At 72.3% G+C, this 15785-nt stretch carries 14 protein-coding genes; 6 read left to right on the top strand and 8 right to left on the bottom strand.

From position 1 onward, the window contains the following. The first annotated feature begins 156 nt into the window (after window positions 1-156). Window positions 157-645 (top strand): hypothetical protein, encoded by a 489-nt coding sequence (locus ABGB11_RS09740; RefSeq protein ID WP_347631048.1) that lies wholly within the window; start codon window positions 157-159, stop codon window positions 643-645. 128 nt (window positions 646-773) lie between these two features. Here the strand turns inward: ABGB11_RS09740 and ABGB11_RS09735 are convergent, their stop codons facing one another. The 3 genes from ABGB11_RS09735 to ABGB11_RS09725 are packed head-to-tail and all read right to left on the bottom strand — an operon-like array spanning window position 774 to window position 3619. Then, window positions 774-1829 (bottom strand): ABC transporter substrate-binding protein, encoded by a 1056-nt coding sequence (locus ABGB11_RS09735; RefSeq protein ID WP_347631046.1) that lies wholly within the window; start codon window positions 1827-1829, stop codon window positions 774-776. A 37-nt stretch (window positions 1830-1866) separates the two neighbouring features. Then, window positions 1867-2784 (bottom strand): ABC transporter permease, encoded by a 918-nt coding sequence (locus tag ABGB11_RS09730; protein ID WP_347631044.1) that lies wholly within the window; start codon window positions 2782-2784, stop codon window positions 1867-1869. Continuing rightward, window positions 2774-3619, bottom strand: a complete 846-nt coding sequence (locus ABGB11_RS09725) for an ABC transporter ATP-binding protein (protein WP_347631042.1) — start codon at window positions 3617-3619, stop codon at window positions 2774-2776. The genes ABGB11_RS09730 and ABGB11_RS09725 overlap by 11 nt, the downstream gene beginning before the upstream one ends. A gap of 158 nt (window positions 3620-3777) precedes the next feature. On the opposite strand from ABGB11_RS09725, the gene ABGB11_RS09720 reads away from it, so the two are divergent. Both ABGB11_RS09720 and ABGB11_RS09715 read left to right on the top strand, forming a co-directional pair. Continuing rightward, entirely contained in the window at window positions 3778-5421 is a 1644-nt protein-coding gene (locus tag ABGB11_RS09720; RefSeq protein WP_347631040.1) for a sensor histidine kinase, read from the top strand. Further along, window positions 5418-6083: a response regulator gene (locus ABGB11_RS09715; protein WP_347631038.1), complete on the top strand. Its 666-nt coding sequence runs from the start codon at window positions 5418-5420 to the stop codon at window positions 6081-6083. The genes ABGB11_RS09720 and ABGB11_RS09715 overlap by 4 nt, the downstream gene beginning before the upstream one ends. Here ABGB11_RS09715 and ABGB11_RS09710 read toward each other — a convergent pair. The 5 genes from ABGB11_RS09710 to aceA all read right to left on the bottom strand — a co-directional run bounded on the left by ABGB11_RS09710 (window position 6032) and on the right by aceA (window position 11721). Then, window positions 6032-7012: an ATP-binding cassette domain-containing protein gene (locus ABGB11_RS09710; protein WP_347631322.1), complete on the bottom strand. Its 981-nt coding sequence runs from the start codon at window positions 7010-7012 to the stop codon at window positions 6032-6034. The two genes, ABGB11_RS09715 and ABGB11_RS09710, sit on opposite strands and share 52 nt — an antisense overlap. An 11-nt stretch (window positions 7013-7023) precedes the next feature. Beyond that, window positions 7024-7809, bottom strand: a complete 786-nt coding sequence (locus tag ABGB11_RS09705) for an ABC-2 family transporter protein (RefSeq protein ID WP_347631320.1) — start codon at window positions 7807-7809, stop codon at window positions 7024-7026. 10 nt (window positions 7810-7819) lie between these two features. Further along, window positions 7820-8608, bottom strand: coding sequence for an ABC-2 family transporter protein (locus ABGB11_RS09700; protein WP_347631036.1), 789 nt, complete (start codon window positions 8606-8608; stop codon window positions 7820-7822). Window positions 8609-8720: 112 nt separating this feature from the next. Next, window positions 8721-10238 (bottom strand): M1 family metallopeptidase, encoded by a 1518-nt coding sequence (locus tag ABGB11_RS09695; RefSeq protein ID WP_347631034.1) that lies wholly within the window; start codon window positions 10236-10238, stop codon window positions 8721-8723. 199 nt (window positions 10239-10437) lie between these two features. Beyond that, window positions 10438-11721 carry an isocitrate lyase gene (gene aceA / locus ABGB11_RS09690; protein ID WP_347631032.1) on the bottom strand — a complete coding sequence of 428 codons (1284 nt, stop codon included), beginning with the start codon at window positions 11719-11721 and terminating at the stop codon, window positions 10438-10440. Window positions 11722-11870: 149 nt separating this feature from the next. On the opposite strand from aceA, the gene ABGB11_RS09685 reads away from it, so the two are divergent. From ABGB11_RS09685 to ABGB11_RS09675, 3 genes are all read left to right on the top strand, one after another. Beyond that, window positions 11871-13307, top strand: coding sequence for a helix-turn-helix domain-containing protein (locus ABGB11_RS09685; protein ID WP_347631031.1), 1437 nt, complete (start codon window positions 11871-11873; stop codon window positions 13305-13307). A 154-nt stretch (window positions 13308-13461) separates the two neighbouring features. Further along, window positions 13462-14445, top strand: coding sequence for a glucosyl-3-phosphoglycerate synthase (locus ABGB11_RS09680; protein ID WP_347631029.1), 984 nt, complete (start codon window positions 13462-13464; stop codon window positions 14443-14445). 82 nt (window positions 14446-14527) lie between these two features. After that, window positions 14528-15757 carry an acyl-CoA dehydrogenase family protein gene (locus ABGB11_RS09675; protein ID WP_347631027.1) on the top strand — a complete coding sequence of 410 codons (1230 nt, stop codon included), beginning with the start codon at window positions 14528-14530 and terminating at the stop codon, window positions 15755-15757. The last annotated feature ends 28 nt before the right edge of the window (window positions 15758-15785 follow it).

The following is a 15785-nucleotide window of genomic DNA, read 5'->3' as shown; positions in this document are numbered from 1 at the left end:
ATGAACCGCCGATGCCCGGAGAGCGGCGTTCAAAACGAACCACCACAAAACGGTAAGGATTTCCTGCGCCGCGCCCCGCGTGCGTGTTGTGATTGAGGCGCTACCGGAACCACGCGCGCCCGGCGGCGGGCGCGTTCGAATGGGATGTGATGCGCGGTGCGCCATGCGTTCGGCTTCGTTCTCGGCGTCCTGCTGACCCCCGCGCTGGTGTACGGCGCCGCCTGGGGGTACGTCCAGGCGGGGCAGTCCTTCGACGGCACCGGGCAGGAGATCACCGACCGCACGCGCATCTACGGGGCGTTCGCCCTGCTCGCCGCCGTGGGGCTGGTGATGGGCGTGATCATCGTCGCCCGGTGGGCGTCGCCGCTGGTCTCGCTCGTCCCCGCGCTGGCGCTGCTCGGCCTGTCCGGCTACTTCCTGGTCGACCCCGGCCGGGTCCTCGATCTGCCGGGCAAGGTGCCCCCGGCGGGCGACATGGACTTCGGGCTGCGCATGCTGCTGGGGTCCGGCATCTACGCGATGATGGGGTTCGCGCTGCTGATGCCCACCTGGGCGCCGCGCCGCTGGGGCTCGGGACGGTCGGAGCACGACGCCGACGTGGACTTCTACTCCAGCATGCACCGCGACCGCATGGGCGGCCCCTGACCGGCGCGCCAGGAACCGCGGCGGTGCGAGGACTCTGACCGGCCGGGGACGCTGACGGGCCGGGCCTCCGCGCAAGGCCCGGCCCGCGTACCGGCGTCCGGTGTGGTCTCAGGTGCCGCGTCTCGCCGTCATCCCTGCTTGGCTTTGGTGACGAACTGCGTCGTGTAGGTCTCGGTCAGGTCGATCTGGTCCTTCTTCTCCGCCACCTCGGGCGAGAACTGCGCCAGCACCTTCAGGACGTTCTCCGCGGCGTCCGGCTTCATGACGCCGTCGCCGTTGAACATGCTGATCGAGTCGCCGATCGCCTTCTCGTACAGCTTCGGGTCGCCGCCCGCGTAGTCCGCGGGCATCTTCGCCGCGATCTCCGCCGGCTTGTGCCCCTTGATCCAGCCGAGGGTCTTGACGAACGCGTTCGCGAGCTTCTGCACCGTCTCGCCGTGCGACTTCAGGTAGGCGCAGTCCATGTAGAGGGAGCTGGACGGGTACAGCCCGCCGAGCGCGGCCCGGGTGCCCTCCTCGGTGCGCATCTCGACCATGACCTTTGCCTTGCCGGTGCTGAGGAGCCTGGCGATGGTCGGGTCGGTCGTCATGCCGGCGTCGATGCCGCCGTTCTCCATGGTGGAGATGAACGTCTGTCCGGCGCCCGCCTTCACCGTCGTGTAGTCCGAGGTCTTCACGCCGTTCCGCACGGCCAGCGCGCGGGTGATGAAGTCGGTGGACGACCCCGGGCTGGTGACGCCGAGCTTCTTGCCCTTGAACCCGGCGGGGGACGTCAGGGTGCCCGCCTTGGACGTCGCGACCAGCTCCGCCTCGCCGGGCACGTCCGCCATCTGCACGACGCTCTGCACGCACTTGCCCTTGGTCTGCAGGTGGATGGAGTGGTCGTAGAAGCCGACGACGCCCTGGACGTCCCCCGCGATGAGGACGTTCTCGGCCTGCGCCCCCGCGGGCTCGGTCAGCAGCCGGACGTCCAGGCCCTGCTCCTTGAAGTAGCCGAGCCGCTCGGTCAGCTTGGCGGGGAGGTAGATGACCTTGTCGATCCCGCCGACCATGATCTTGACGGTGCCGCCCGAGCCGCCGCCCCCGCCGGACCCCGAACGGGAGTCGCGGCAGGCCGACAGGGACGACAGGGCGGTGAGGGCGGCGAGCGCGGCGGCGCTCACCCGGACGGTGGTGCTGGGCATGGCGGTTCTCCTGGTCGGGCGGGATCCGGGTGGGGGATCAGATCTGGACGTCGTGCCCGGACGCGGCGGGACGCCAGCGCAGCAGCCGGCCCTCCAGCAGCGTGAGCAGGTACTCGGCGAGCAGGGCCAGCACGGTGATGATGATCATCCCGGCGTAGATCCCGGCCGAGTCGAAGGTGCCCTGGGAGTGGTTGATGAGCAGGCCGAGGCCCTTGTCGGCGCCGGTGTACTCGCCGACGATCGCGCCGATGATGGCGAACCCGAACGCCGAGTGCAGGGACGCGAGGATCCAGGACGTGGCGCTCGGCACCACGATCGTCCAGAGCACCTGGAACCGGCCCGCGCCGAGGATCCGGGCGTTGTTGACCAGGTTCCGGTCGACCTCGCGGGCGCCCTGGAAGGCGTTGAAGAACACCGCGAAGAACACCAGCACGAACGCCGTCGCGATCTTGGACTGCATGCCGAGGCCGAACCAGATGATGAACAGCGAGGCCAGGATGATGCGCGGGATCGCGTTGACGGCCTTGATGAACGGCGCGCACACGTCCGACAGGAACCGGCTGCGGCCGAGCACGATGCCGAGGACCACGCCGCCCGCCGCGCCGAGCCCGAAGCCCGCGACGGCCTCCTGCAGCGTGACCGAGATCTGCTCCCAGATCGACCCCTGCGAGGTGCCCTCGGTGAACCACCCGACGAGCCGCTCCCAGATCTTGGACGGCATCGAGTAGTAGAACGGGTCGATCCAGTGCCGGGCGGCCAGCTCCCAGGACCCGAGCCACGCCGCGACCAGCGCGACCCGGACGGTGTTGATGCCGAGGGCGCGCCGCAGCCCGGCGGTGCGCAGCCGGGCGATCGCCGCCAGGTCGCCGTCGTCGAGCGCCGGCCGGCCCGGCTCGGCGGTCACGCTCCCGCTGATGGTCGCGGTCGCCTCGGTCGCCTGGACGTCACGCGGCATGGCCGGCTCCTCTCTCGCGGGTGATCTGGACCTCTTCGCGGAGCGAGTCCCACACCTCGCGGTAGATGTCGAGGAACGCGCCGGTCAGCCGGACCTCCTCGGCGTCGCGGGGGCGGTCCAGCGGCACGTCGAACACGCCCTTGATCGTCGCGGGGCCGGCGGTCATCACCACGACCCGGTCGGACAGCACGAGCGCCTCCTCCAGGTCGTGGGTGACGAACACGACGGCGGCGCCGGAACCCGACCACAACCGCAGCAGCTCGTCCTGCATGAGGCCGCGGGTCTGGACGTCGAGGGCGGAGAACGGCTCGTCCATGAGCAGCACGGACGGCTCGTTCACGAGGGTCTGCGCGAGCGCGACGCGCTTGCGCATCCCGCCGGACAGCTGGTGGGGGTAGTAGCCCTCGAACCCGGCGAGGCCGACGCGGGCGACCCAGTCGCGGGCGCGGTCGCGGGCGTCCCGCTTCGACGCGCCCCGGTAGCGGGGGCCGGCCGCCACGTTGTCCAGGACCGACCGCCAGGGCAGGACGGCGTCGTGCTGGAACATGTAGCCGACGCCGTCCGGGATCCCGTCCACGGGGCGGCCCTGGACGAGCACCCGCCCCGCGGACGCCGGCTCCAGCCCGGAGACGAGGGACAGGGTGGTGGACTTGCCGCATCCGGTGGGGCCGACCACGGCGACGAACTCGCCGGGGCCGACGGACATGTTCAGGTCGCGGACGGCCGTGTGGACGCCGCCCGCCGACCGGAACCGCTTGGTGGCGTTCTCCAGCTCGATGACGGGGCCGGGGGGCCGCTCGGCGCCGTCTCGCGTGGACGATGCTGTAGTGGACACGGCGGCACCGTACGAATGTGGCGCGCGCCACCGGAACCCTTGCCCGCGATGTGCTCGCAAGCCGCGAATCCCCACGTTGCGCGCGTTACCCCGGCTTTTGCTCGTTCTGCTCGCGCGGGGCTGGGCGGGCGGCCCGCCATCGATTACGGTGACGGGTCATGTCCGTGCGGCCGCGCATCACCTTCGCCCGCCAGGTGCTGATCTTGCAGGTGGGCGTGGTCGTCGTGGTGGCGGTCCTCGGATACGGGCTGACCGGCTGGATGCTCGACGGCAGGCTCCGCGACCAGTACGGCCAGCGCGCCCTCACGGTGGCGCGCACCGTCGCGGTCGACCCCGAGATCCGGGACGCGGTCGCGGCCGGTACCCCCGGCCGCCCCGTCCAGGACGGCCTCGTCCAGGACCGGGCCGAGCGGACCCGCGCCCGCACCGGGGCACTGTTCGTCGTCGTGACCGACAGCCAGGGCATCCGCCTCTCCCACCCCAATCCCCGGGAGCTCGGGCGGCACGTGAGCACCGACCCGTCCGACGCGCTCGCCGGGCGGGAGGTCGTCCGCGTCGAGCGGGGCACGCTCGGCCTGTCCGCGCGCGGGAAGGTCCCCCTGTACGGCCGGGACGGGCGGATCCTCGGGGAGGTCAGCGTCGGGTTCGACGCCCGCGCCATCGACCGGGAGCTCGGCCACGTGCTGCGCGAGATGTCGCTGTTCGTCGCCGGCGCCGTCCTGCTCGGCGTGCTCGCCTCCGTCGCGATCGGCCGCAGGCTGAAGCGGCAGACGCTCGGCCTCGAACCGTACGAGCTGGTGGAGCTGGTCCACGAGCGGGAGGCCGTGCTGCACGGCGTCGGCGAGGGCGTCGTCGCCGTCGACTCCGGCGGCCGGACCGCGGTCTGCAACGACGAGGCGGCCCGCCTGCTCGGCGTCACACCGGAGCGCGGCGCGCCCGCCGGCGACCTGGCCCCCGAGGGCGCGCTGCGGGACGTCCTGACGGGCCGGCGGGAGGCCACGAACCTCTTCGTCACCGCGGGGGAGCGGGTGCTCGTCGTCAACCGCCGGGAGGTCCGCCGGGACCGCCGCGACCTCGGCGCCGTCATCACGCTGCGCGACCGCACCGACCTGGAGACCCTCGCCCGCGAGCTGGACTCGGTCAGCACCCTCTTCGACGCCCTCCGCGCGCAGCGGCACGAGTACGCCAACCGGCTGCACACCCTCTCCGGCCTGCTCCAGCTCGGCCACAGCGAGGAGGCCGCCGAGTACATCGGGGCGCTGATGGAGGACGCCGCGCGGCGCGCCCCGGCGCCCGACAACCTCCCCGACCCGCTGTCGGACCCCTACCTGCGGGCGTTCCTCTCGGCGAAGGCCGCCGTCGCCGCCGAGAAGGGCGTCCGCCTCGACATCGGCGCCGCCAGCTACGTCCCCGGCCGCGTCGCCGACCCGCTCGACGTCACGACCGTCGTCGGCAACCTCGTCGACAACGCCGTCGAGGCCGCGCGGCTCGGGCGGCGGCGGCCCGCCCGCGTCGAGATCGAGCTGCTCGGCGACGGCCGCGACCTGCACGTCACCGTCTCCGACTCCGGCGACGGCCTCGCCGACGGGCTCCGCGAGGCCGTGTTCGACGACGGGGTGTCCACCCGCGACCCCGCGGCCGGGCGGTCGCGCGGCCTCGGCCTCGGGCTGGCGCGCCGCACCGCCCGCGCCCGCGACGGAGACGTGACGTTCGTCGACGCCGGATCGGCCGGGCCCGGCGGTGGCGGTGCCGTGGCGGTCGCCCGGCTTCCCGGGGTGCTCGGAGCGGAGGCGGTGCGGTGATCGACGTGCTCGTGGTGGACGACGACTTCCGCGTGGCGCAGGTCCACGCCGGGTTCGTGGCCGCGCTGCGCGGCTTCTCCGTCGCCGGGCTCGCGCACACCGCGGCGCGGGCCCGGTCGATGGCCGCCGAGCTGGCGCCCGCCCTCGTCCTGCTGGACGTGTACCTGCCGGACGCCTCGGGCCTGACGCTGCTGCCCGAGCTGGACGCCGACGTCATCATGGCGACGGCCGCGGCCGACCCCGGCGTCGTGCGGGAGGCGCTGCGCGGCGGCGCCCTGCACTACCTGATCAAGCCGTTCACCGCCGCCGCGCTGAACGCGCGGCTCACGGCCTACGCGCGGTACAGGGAGGCGCTGTCCGGCGACACCGAGGTGACCCAGGAGGCCCTGGACGGCGCCGTCCGCGCGCTCTACGCGCCGCTGCACGGCCAGCCGCCCGCGCCCAAGGGGCAGTCGCCGGTGACGACCCGGCTGATCTGCGACGCGCTGCGGGGGGCGGACGAGCCGCGGTCCGCCGCCGAGATCGCCGACCAGGTCGGCATCTCCCGCGCCACCGCCCAGCGCTACCTCGCCGCCCTCGCCCAGGCCGGGCGGGTCGTGGTCACGCTGCGCTATGGGGCCACCGGGCGTCCCGAGCACCAGTACGTGTGGTCGCCGCGGTAGAGCCCCGCCAGCACCTCCTCGATGCCGGCCTCCCGCAGCGAGATGTCGCGGATCTCGTGGTCGCGGGCGAGGGCGGCCACGACCGCCGCCGCGTTCGCGGTGCGCGGCAGCCGCAGCCACTGCCGGGGACCCTCCACCCGCTCGGCCTCGATCCCGTCCAGCGCGATCGGGGGGCCGGGCCGCGCCAGCTCCACCACGAGCAGCCGGTCGGCGTCCGCGGTGCGGCGCAGCTCGTCCAGCCCGCCGTCGAAGGCGAGCCGGCCATGGTCGATGATCATGACGCGGCGGCAGAGCCGCTCGATGTCGCCGAGGTCGTGCGTGGTCAGCAGGATCGTGGTGCCGCGCTCGGCGTTGATGCGCTCCAGGAAGTCGCGGACGGTCGCCTTGCTCACCACGTCCAGGCCGATCGTCGGCTCGTCCAGGACGAGCAGCTCCGGATCGTGCAGGAGCGCCGCGGCGAGGTCGCCGCGCATCCGCTGCCCGAGGCTGAGCTGCCGGACCGGGGTGTCGAGGAACGGCTCCAGCTCCAGCAGCGCGGTCAGCTCGGCGAGCCGCGCCCGGTGCGCCGCCGCCTCCACCCGGTACAGCCGCCGGACGAGGGCGAGGCTGTCGCGCAGGGGCAGGTCCCACCACAGCGTCGTGCGCTGCCCGAACACCACGCCGATGCGGCGCGCGAGCGTCGTGCGCCGCCGGGACGGGTCCAGCCCGCACACCCGCAGGGCGCCGGACGACGCCGTGAGGATCCCGGTCAGCATCTTGATCGTGGTGGACTTCCCGGCGCCGTTCGGGCCGAGGTACCCGACGAACTCGCCTGGCTCGACCGTGAACGACACCCCGTCCACCGCGCGCAGCGTGGTCCGCGTCCGCCGCAGCGGCCCTGAACGCGCCCGCACGGTGAAGGTCTTGACGAGGTCCGCGGCCTCGATCATCGGCACCGGCATCAGCTCCCTGTCGATCGGTAGTGCCGCAGCCCCGCCCGCCACGCCAGCGCCGCCGCCGCGCACACCGCGGCGGCGACCGCGGGGGACGCGAACCGCGCCGCGCCGGGCAGCCCCAGCGGGTCGGGGCGGTCCAGGACGTACAGCGCGGGCTGCCAGTTGACGAACGCCAGCGGGACGACGAAGGTCACCCCGCGGACGAAGTCGCGGGCGAACATCGTCAACGGGTACTGGGTCAGGAACGCGCCCCCGTAGGTCACCGACTTGCTCGCCCCGTGGCTGTCGACCAGCACGAACTGCACGGCGCCCGCCAGCACCCACAGCCCGCAGAAGATCGCAGCCCCGGACGCCACCATGACGGGGATCATCGCCACCCGGCCCGGCGTCCAGGAGACGTCCAGCCGGGGCAGCGCGAAGCCGAGCACGAGCACCGCCGGGATGAGCTTGCCGAGGCGGCGGGGCGTGAACCCCTCCGTCGCGATCTGGACCAGCGGGCTCACCGGGCGCACCAGCATCGCGTCCAGCGTGCCCTCCCGCACGTGGTGCCCGAGCCGCTCGGTCGTCCCGAGCGCGATGTCCGAGCACGCGAACGCCAGGGCGGACGTCCCGTAGAGGAAGAGCACCTCGGACACGCCGAACCCGGCGATGCGGGGCGCCCGCGAGAACAGCACGAGGATCGCCGCCGCGTCCAGGACGGAGACGACCGCGGTGGCCAGCCCCAGCAGCACCATCGACACCGGGTACTGCGCCGCCGCGCGTATCCACGTCCAGGCGAGCAGCCCGTACATGCGCAGCGGATCAGCCACCGTGCACCACCAGCCTCCGCCGCGCCGCCCGCGTGGCCAGCGCGCCCGCCCCGAGCAGGACCGCCGCCCACCCCGCCTGGAACGCCAGCGCCCCGAGCAGCGCGCCGCCGCTGTACGTGCCGAGGAAGACGTCCGCGGGCACCTGGATCTGCGCCGCCCACGGAAGCGCCCGCGCGACCTCGCCGAGCCACCCGGGGAACACCACGAGCGGCAGGATCATCCCCGAGAAGAACAGCGACATCACCAGGGTGACGGCGCTCAGGCCCCGGTCGTCGTGCAGCCAGAACATGCCCATCGCCACCAGATACCGCAGCGCGAACCCGACGAGCGCCGCGAGCAGCGTCGCGACCGCGAACGCGGCGGCGTGGACGGGCGAGGGCCAGCGGAACGGGAACACCAGCGCGCCGGCGAGCAGCGGCGGGCCCGCGCGCAGCAGGAGGGAGGCGGCGGCGCGGCCGAGGTCGTCGGCGAGCCACCAGCCCTGCAGCCCGACCGGCCGGTACAGGTCGATGGCGACGTCGCCGTTGCGGATGCGCTCGGTGAGGTCCATCCCGCCGAAGATCTGCACCGGTCCGATCAGCGCCTGGGTGATGAAGCAGAAGGTGACGGCGTCGGCGGCCTCGTACCCGCCGAGGGAGGGCCGCACGTCCCACAGCGCCAGCAGGACGTAGGCGCGCATGAAGCCGAACACCGTGTTGGTCAGCGACTCGGTCAGCGAGCCGAGCGGGTACGCCGTGTGGCGCCGGAAGCCGTACCACCACACCCACGGAAGAACGCCCACTTACCGGGAGCCTAGACAGGCGCGGTGGGGGCGACCAGGTAATTTCGCACAGAACGGGCCCCGGCGGAGTCGCGCCGGGGCCCGTCCGAGGCCGGCCGTCCGTGGAGCGGGGTCAGTCCTCGGGGATGGCGGGCTTGATCGGGGAGTAGAGCCAGTCCTTGAAGAACGGGCTCAGGTCCTGGCCGGAGATCTGCTCGGCCAGGGTGGTGAACTGCTCGGTCCTGGCGTTGCCGTGCTTGTGGCGCGCGTACCACGTCCGGAGCAGGGTGAGGAACTTGTCGTCGCCGATCTTCTCCCGGAGGAACTGCAGCATCATGCCGCCGCCGCTGTAGACGCGGTCGTTGAACATGGTGTCGCGCTGCGGGTCGGCGGTCAGCACCGACCAGTACGGGCGTCCCTCACGGTCGGGGAAGGGGCGGGCGGCGTAGGTGGCGCGGGCCGCGTCGTGGACCGTGCGGCCGCCCGTCTTCTCCGTGTAGTACCAGGCGGACCAGGTCGCGAAGCTCTCGTTCAGCCAGATGTCCTTCCACCGGGCCGGCGAGACGGAGTCCCCGAACCACTGGTGCGCCAGCTCGTGGGCGATCGTGCCGGGGCTGCGGACCGCGGAGTACACGGGCTTGCTCTGCGTCTCCAGGGAGAACCCGAGCGGCTCGCCGTTGAAGCGGGCGTCGTCGGCGATGGCGCCGGTGCTGCTGAACGGGTAGCGGCCGAACGTCCGCGACCAGAGGTCGGTCACCTCGCTCGTGGTGTCGAAGAAGAAGTCCACCGCGTCCGGCTGCCCGGCGAGGAGGACCGGGTCGACGGCCGTGTAGTTGGGGACGCCGCCCGGCGTGCGCCCCTGCTTCACCTCCCACTTGCCGATGTCGATCGTGGTGAGGTAGCTCGCCATCGGGCTGTCCTCGCGCCACCTGAACACCTCGGCGCGGGTCCGCGCGGCGCGGCGGCTGAACGACGCCGTGGCGGAGCGGCGCCCGGTCAGGCGCCCGTTGGCGACGGCCTTCAGCCCCGCGGGCACCGTGAGGGTGTAGTCGTAGGTGGCCTTGTCGCTCGGGTGGTCGTTGACGGGGAACCACGTCCGGGCGCCGTTCGGCTCGCCGCCGACGAAGGCGCCGTCCGGGGTGTGCAGGAACCCGTAGGGGGAGCCGAACACGATCGGCGACCCCACGATGGTCTGCGGCACGCCGCCGTACCTGACGACGGTCGTGAAGACCGAGCCCTTGCGCAGGCCCTTGCGCGGCGTGATGATCAGCTCCTGCCCGCGCCGCTCGTAGCGGGCCCGCCGCCGGTCGACCCAGACCTTCTCCACGTCCATGCCGGACAGGTCCAGGTCGAACCGGGAGAGGTTCTGGGTGGCCCGCGCGGTGATGGTCACGGTGCCGTCGAGCTGGTCGTGGTCGGGGTCGTAGCGCAGGTCCAGCGAGTAGTGCCGGGCGTCGTACCCGCCGTTGCCCTCCAGCGGGAAGTACGGGTCGCCGACGCCGGGGGCGCCGGGGGTGAAGCGCCCGTGGTGGCCGTGCCCGTCCGCGGAGGCGGCGGGCGCGAGCGCGACGGCGCTCACGGCGGCGACGGCGAGCGGCAGCACCCGGCCGGGGATCGCCCGGGACCGGATGGACCGGGGGTGACGCGCCATCAGGGATCCTCTCTCCGAGTGATCAACTAGCGCGAACACCATGCGCCGATTATCGGGCGTTGTCGAGTACCTAGCCGCATCCGGCCGGGGGCGGAGGGCCCCGAGACGACCGGAAGGCCCCCGCGGGTGTAGGAACGCGGGGGCCTTCGGGGCCCTGGGATCGATCCGGAGTGGCGGGCCGGCGGCGCCGCCTTGAGGCTTAGTGGAACTGGCCCTCTTCCGTGGAGCCCTTCAGCGCCGTGGTGGACGAGTCGGGGCTGATCGCCGTGCTGACCATGTCGAAGTAGCCCGTGCCGGCCTCGCGCTGGTGCTTGACCGCGGTGAAGCCCTTCTCGGCCGCCGCGAACTCGCGCTCCTGCAGGTCGACGTAGGCGGTCATGCCCTCGCGGGCGTAGCCGTGCGCCAGATCGAACATGCCGTAGTTCAGGGCGTGGAAGCCGGCCAGCGTGATGAACTGGAACTTGAAGCCCATGTGGCCGAGCTCGCGCTGGAACTTGGCGATGGTCGCGTCGTCCAGGTGCGCCTTCCAGTTGAAGGACGGCGAGCAGTTGTAGGCGAGCATCTGGTCCGGGTACTCGGCCTTGACCGCCTCGGCGAACCTGCGGGCCTGCTCGAGGTCCGGGGTGCCCGTCTCCATCCAGATGAGGTCGGAGTACGGCGCGTAGGCCTTGGCGCGGGCGATGCAGGGCTCGATGCCGTTGCGCACCCGGTAGAAGCCCTCGGCGGTGCGCTCACCGGTGGTGAACTCGCGGTCGCGCTCGTCCACGTCCGTCGTGATCAGGGTCGCGGCCTCGGCGTCGGTCCGCGCGATGATCAGAGACGGCACGTTGGAGACGTCCGCGGCGAGGCGGGCGGTGTTGAGGGTCTTGATGTGCTGCGAGGTCGGGATGAGGACCTTGCCGCCGAGGTGGCCGCACTTCTTCTCGGAGGCCAGCTGGTCCTCCCAGTGCACGCCCGCGGCGCCCGCGGCGATCATGCCCTTCATCAGCTCGAAGGCGTTCAGCACGCCGCCGAAGCCGGCCTCGGCGTCGGCCACGATCGGGGCGAGGAAGTGCGTGTCGCCCTCGCCCTCGGCCCACTGGACCTGGTCGGCGCGCAGCAGCGCGTTGTTGATGCGGCGCACGACGGCCGGGACCGAGTTCGCCGGGTAGATGCTCTGGTCGGGGTAGGTCTGCCCCGCGAGGTTGGCGTCGGCCGCGACCTGCCAGCCCGACAGGTAGATGGCCTTCAGACCGGCCTTCACCTGCTGGACGGCCTGCAGCCCGGTCAGCGCGCCGAGGGAGTGGACGTAGTCCTCCTCGTGCAGGAGCGTCCAGAGACGCTCGGCGCCGAGGCGCGCGAGGGTGTGCTCCTCCTGGACCGAGCCGCGGATCCGGACGACGTCCTCGGCCGTGTAGGTCCGCTCGACGCCCTTCCACCGCGGGTCGGTCTCCCACTGTCGCCGCAGCTCGTCGGCTGCGCCCTTGAGGCGACCATCGCTCATCGTCTTGCCCTTCCGTGTCGTCCCCTGGGTGCTTGCCTCGACTATGCCCCGGCCGCAACCCTGAGATGAACTCGCAAGTAACGAAAGAAGCGCGAAAATTCCGCTATCATGAAGCGGTGACGACCTTGCGGACAGAAGAATCCCTCAACTTGACGAGTGACGTGGATCTCGTCACCTTCGGGCAGCGGCTCCGGCATCTGCGGCGCGGCCGCGGGCTGACGCTGTCGGAGCTCGGCGAGCGCGTCGGCCGCGCCCCGTCCCAGCTGTCCCTGCTGGAGAACGGGCGGCGCGAGCCCAAGCTCACGCTGCTGCAGGCCCTCGCCGCCGCGCTGGAGTGCCCGGTGGAGGAGCTGCTGCGCCGCCAGCCGCCGAGCCGGCGCGCCCAGCTGGAGATCGAGCTGGAGGAGGCGCAGCGCGACCCGCTGTACCGGACGCTCGGCCTGTCGCACCTCAAGGTCGGCAAGCGGATGCCGAACGAGGTCATCGAGCACATCCTCGCGCTGTACAGGGAGCTGAAGCGCAGCCGCACCAAGCCCACCGCGAGCCCGGAGGAGGCCCGCAAGGCCAACGCGGAGCTGCGCCGCCAGATGCACGAGCGCGGCAACCACTTCGCCGAGATCGAGGACGTCGCGTCCCAGACCCTCGACGCCGTCGGGTACCGGCGCGGCGCGGTCTCCCAGGGGCTGCTGATGACGCTGGTCGGGCACTTCGGCTTCAGCCTGCAGTACGTCCAGGACCTGCCGCGCTCCGTCCGGTCCGTCACCGACCTGCGCAACCGGCGGATCTACCTGGAGCGCGAGCAGCTCGGCATGCACACGCCGCGGACGATCCTGCTGCAGACCCTCGGGCACATCGCGCTCGACCACGACCAGCCGCGCGACTTCGCCGACTTCCTGCGCCAGCGCGTTGAGGCCAACTACTTCGGCGCCGCGATCCTGATGCCCGAGCGGAGCGTCGTTCCGTTCCTGCAGGAGGCGAAGGCGGCGCGGGAGCTGTCGGTGGAGGACCTGGCGGACGTCTTCTCCGTCTCCTACGAGATGGCCGCGCACCGCTTCACCAACGTCGCGACCCACCACCTCGACCTGCAGCTGCACTTCGCCAAGAACGACGAGAACGGAACGATCTACAAGGCGTACGCCAACGACGGCCTGGCCTTCCCGCAGGACGAGGACGGCGCGATCGAGGGCCAGCGGATGTGCCGGGAGTGGGCCGGGCGGCACGTGTTCGGCGCCGCGGACCGCTTCTCCGTCTACTACCAGTACACCGACACCCCCAACGGGACGTACTGGTGCCTGTCGCACATCGACCCCAGCCACGAGCGCGACTTCGCGATCACGCTCGGCGTCCGGTTCGAGGACTCGCGCTGGTTCCGCGGCCGGGAGACGACCCGGCGGGTCAAGTCCGCCTGCCCGGACGGCGACTGCTGCCAGCGGCCCCCGAAGGAGCTGTCCGACCGGTGGGAGGGCATGGCGTGGCCGTCGGCGCGGGCGCACTCGCACGTGCTGTCCGTCCTGCCGCCCGGGGCCTTCCCCGGGGTGGACGAGGCGGACGTCTACGAGTTCCTGGACCGGCACGCCGCCGAATGACCGGCGTGTTGTGGCTGTGTTAACTCTTCGGGTCGGTTCGTCCTCTGCTGCGCTGACAGTGAATGATCTGGGGAGATCTGGCGTTTCCTAGTAGGTAAGGGGACGCCGGTCCCGGAACACCGGTCGAGGACGCCCCGAACGGGAGGGAGAGCGCGTGCTGCCCGAGGTCGCGTCGTGGTTGGCCCGCCGCACCAGCACGGCCGAGGACTGGCCGCCGCGCCTGCTGCTCGCCGCCAAGGGCGACACCAGGATCAGCGTCGTGCTGCCGGCGCGGGACGAGGAGGCGACGGTCGGCGCGATCGTCGCCGCCGTCCGCACCGACCTGGTCGAGCGGATCCCGCTGGTGGACGAGATCGTCGTGGTCGACTCGCGCTCCCGCGACCGGACCGCCGCCGTGGCCGCCGCCGCCGGCGCCGGCGTCGTGGCGCAGGACGCCGTCCTGCCGGAGCAGGGCCGCATGTCCGGCAAGGGCGAGGCGCTGTGGAAGTCCCTCGCCGCGACGTCCGGCGACCTGATCGTTTTCGTGGACGCCGACCTGCGCGAGTTCACCTCGTCCTACATCACCGGCCTGCTCGGGCCGCTGCTGACCGACCCGTCCGTCGGCTACGTCAAGGGCTGCTACGACCGGCCGCTCGTCGAGGGCGGGCGGCGCGTGGAGGGCGGCGGCGGCCGGGTCACCGAGCTGGTCGCGCGCCCCCTGATCAACCTGCACTGGCCGCTGCTCGCCGGCGTCATGCAGCCGCTCGGCGGCGAGTACGCGGGCCGCCGGGCCCTGCTGGAGCGGATGCCGTTCGTGACCGGCTACGGCGTGGAGCTCGGCCTGCTCCTCGACATCTACCAGGACTCCGGCCTCGACGCGATCGCGCAGGTCGACCTCGGCCGCCGGGTGCACGCCCACCAGTCCACCGAGGCCCTCGGCGCCATGTCCGGGCAGATCATGCTGACCGCCTGGTCGCGGCTGGAGCGGCACGGCCGGATGCTCCCGCTCGAGGCCCCCTCGACCGCGCTCACCCGGTTCCACCGCGCCGCGGACGGGCACGACGCCCGTACGACCGACGTCGCGGTGGGGGAGCGCCCGCCGATGATCGAGGTCCCCGCGTACGCCGCCGCGCGCTCCTTCTCGCCCGGCCGCAGGTGACCGTCCTCTCCTGTGTTACCCGTGGTAACGCCGGATGGTGCTACCGTTGGTAACAGCAATATTGGAGAGAGGGTCAATAATCATGACGAGTGCGGAGCAGACGCCGTTCTCCCTGGAGCCCAGCGAGGACGTCCGCGAGGTCAGGGACTGGGTGCACGAGTTCGCCAGGGACGTCATCCGCCCCGCCGCGGAGGAGTGGGACGAGCGGGAGGAGACCCCCTGGCCGCTCATCCAGGAGGCGTCCAAGGTCGGCATCTACTCCCTGGACTTCTTCGCCACCCAGTGGCTGGAGCCGACCGGCCTCGGCATCCCGGTGGCGTTCGAGGAGCTCTTCTGGGGCGACGCCGGCATCGCGCTGTCCATCGTGGGCACGGGCCTCGCCGCGGCGTCCGTCGCCGCAGTGGGGACCGAGGCGCAGATCGCCGAGTGGGTCCCGCAGATGTTCGGCACCACCGACGACGTCAAGCTCGGCGCGTTCTGCGCGTCCGAGCCCGACGCCGGCAGCGACGTCGGCTCGATCCGCACCCGGGCCGTCTTCGACGAGGCCAAGGACGAATGGGTGCTGAACGGCACCAAGACCTGGGCGACCAACGGCGGCATCGCCGACGTCCACGTCGTCGTGGCCTCGGTGTACCCCGAGTTCGGCAGCCGCGGCCAGGCCAGCTTCATCGTCCCGCCGAACACCCCGGGCCTGAAGCAGGGCCAGAAGTTCAGGAAGCACGGCATCCGCGCCTCCCACACCGCCGAGGTCGTCCTCGACGACGTGCGCATCCCGTCGCACCTGATCGTCGGCGGCAAGGAGAGGTTCGACGAGCGCATCGCCCGCACCCGCGAGGGCAAGAGCTCCAAGGGCCAGGCCGCGCTGAAGACGTTCGAGACCACCCGCCCGTCCGTCGGCGCGATGGCCCTCGGCGTCGGCCGCGCCGCCTACGACTACGCCCTGCAGTACGCGCGGGAGCGCGAGCAGTTCGGCAAGAAGATCGGCGACTTCCAGGCGATCGCCTTCAAGCTCGCCGACATGAAGACCCGCCTGGACGCCGCCCGCCTCATGGTCTGGCGTGCCGCATGGATGGCCCGCACCGGCAAGGACTTCGCGAACGCCGAGGGCTCGATGGCCAAGCTGATGGCCAGCGAGATGGCCGTGTACGTCACCGAGGAGGCCATCCAGATCCTCGGCGGCAACGGCTACACCCGCGACTACCCCGTCGAGCGCATGCACCGCGACAGCAAGATCTTCACGATCTTCGAGGGCACCTCGGAGATCCAGCGCCTCGTCATCGGCCGCACCGTCACCGGCCTCCCCGTCCGCTGACGGACCCCACAGGCCAGCGGCTCCGCCT

Origin of the sequence: Actinomadura sp. B10D3 (genome assembly GCF_039871695.1) — a bacterium.
Lineage (GTDB): Bacteria > Actinomycetota > Actinomycetes > Streptosporangiales > Streptosporangiaceae > Spirillospora > Spirillospora madurae.
This window is presented reverse-complemented; position numbering and strand designations above follow the sequence as displayed.